The 1900-nt window shown below is 63.9% G+C and carries 3 protein-coding genes; all 3 read left to right on the top strand.

Going from position 1 to position 1900, the window contains the following annotated elements; all coding sequences use genetic code 11:
- A partial coding sequence (locus NKJ06_RS35260) for a transketolase (protein ID WP_352812535.1) occupies positions 1–573 on the top strand: 573 nt, incomplete at its 5' end.
- Positions 570–1547: a transketolase family protein gene (locus NKJ06_RS35255; protein ID WP_023814388.1), complete on the top strand. Its 978-nt coding sequence runs from the start codon at positions 570–572 to the stop codon at positions 1545–1547. The genes NKJ06_RS35260 and NKJ06_RS35255, both read left to right, overlap by 4 nt.
- A gap of 34 nt (positions 1548–1581) precedes the next feature.
- The coding region (locus NKJ06_RS35250) for an aminotransferase class III-fold pyridoxal phosphate-dependent enzyme (protein WP_352812533.1) at positions 1582–1900 on the top strand (319 nt) is incomplete at its 3' end.

Here is a 1900-nt window from a genome sequence, read left to right as displayed (position 1 = left end):
CTCGACGGCTATACCCGGCTCGGCAATCCGCTTGGCGATCATCCCGACATGCGCAAGGTGCCCGGCGTCGATTTCAGCTCCGGCTCGATCGGCCATGCCCTGTCCGGCGGCCTCGGCATGGTGCTTGGCGGCCGTGCGGCCAACCGGCGCTTCGATGTCTATGTCCTGCTCGGTGACGGCGAGATGCAGGAGGGCCAGGTCTGGGAAGCGGCGCTCTCCGCCGCCCACCATAAGGCCGGCAATCTGATCGCCATCGTCGACCGCAACGGATACCAGCTCGACGGGCAGGTCGACGACATCATCGGCATCGAACCGTTGGCCGACAAATGGGCGGCGTTCGGCTGGCAGGTGCACGAGGTCGATGGGCACGACGTCGTCGCTCTCGCGACGCTGCTGCGACAGTTGAAGGCCGAGGCAGACCGCACCCGGCCCGTCTGCATCATTGCCAAGACCTCCAAAGGCAAGGGCGTTGGTTACATGGAAACCGAACCCGGCTGGCATCTGGGCTATCTCGCGCCATCGGACGAGGCCTTGGCCGCCGAAGAGATCAAGCGTGGAGGCAAAACACAATGAACGGCCCGATCGATACCAACTCCTGGCAGTACCGCCAGATCAACGCGCGCGCGCCTGGCCTGAGTTACCTGGCCAACGCGCTCATTGAGCTGGTCGAAGACGGTTATCCGGTCGTGGCCGGTACGGCCGACCTTCAATATTCCAACGGGCTGGTGCGGTTCGCGCAACGCTTTCCCGAACGCTTCACGCAATTTGGCATTTCCGAGCAGAACATGGTTTCGGCTGCTGCCGGCATGGCCAGCACAGGCGCCATGCCGTTCGTCGCTACATTCGCTTCTTTCCTGGCGCTGCTGTGCTGCGAACAGATCAGAACCGACGTCGCCTATTCGGCACTGCCGGTACGGCTGATCGGTCACCATGCCGGTATTTCACTCGGCTTTTACGGCACCTCCCACCATGCGACGGAAGACCTTGCCATTATGCGAAGCATTGCCGACCTCACGGTCGTCGCACCGGCCGATGGCCCGCAACTGGCGGCCGCCGTCAGGGCGTCTGTCAATCATGCGCAGCCAATCTACTTCCGCATTGGCCGCGGTCAGGAACCACTGGTCTATGACGACGGCGTCGACTTCCAGTTCGGCAAGGCGATCGTTCACGGCGAAGGATCGGACCTGACCATCATCGCCTGCGGCTCGATGGTCCATCCCTCAAGGGAGGCTTACCGCGCGCTGCGCGCGGCGGGCAAGTCCGTCGGACTGATCGACATGCATACGATCAAGCCGCTCGATACCAAGGCCGTGCTCTCTGCCGCGGCTCACTCCCGCTTCGTTCTGACGATCGAGGAACACAATATCCTGGGCGGTCTGGGCGGCGCCGTGGCGGAAATCCTGGCCGAGGCGGGCAGCCCCGCACGGCTGATACGCCACGGCATCCGTGACGAATACAGCCTGATTGCGCCGCCAACGCATCTCTACAAGCACTACCGCCTGGACGCGGCGGGGATCGAGGCCACCGTCCGCGAAGCGCTCGGCTGAGCGCGGACAACCATAGCCATGCACGGAGATTACGATGATCGATCAGAATAACACCGCCCGACTCATCGAGCGCGCGAGCGCGGTGATGCCGGGCGGATTGCTCAGCCCGAGCCGCAGGCTCGGCGCGCCGCATGTCTTTGCCCGGGCGCAGGGTGCGTTTCTCTACGACGTCGATGGACACCAGTACACCGACTTCCATTGCGGCTTCGGCGCCAATGTGCTTGGCCACTGTCATCCGGCGGTGCGTGAACGCATCGCTGCGGTCACGCAGGACATCGATCTTGTCGGTGCGGGAACGATGCGGCTGGAGATCGAGGTGGCGGAGGCGCTGGTCGACTGCATCCCTTGCGCGG

This window comes from Mesorhizobium sp. M0293 (assembly GCF_040321735.1).
Classification (GTDB): Bacteria; Pseudomonadota; Alphaproteobacteria; order Rhizobiales; family Rhizobiaceae; genus Mesorhizobium.
The sequence above is the reverse complement of the archived record's forward strand: the minus strand, read 5'-3'. Positions and strand labels throughout refer to the sequence as shown.

Coding starts and splice junctions, on each gene's coding strand:
- NKJ06_RS35255 (WP_023814388.1), top strand. CDS start 570: ATGAACGGCCCGATCGATACCAACTCCTGGCAGTACCGCCAGATCAAC.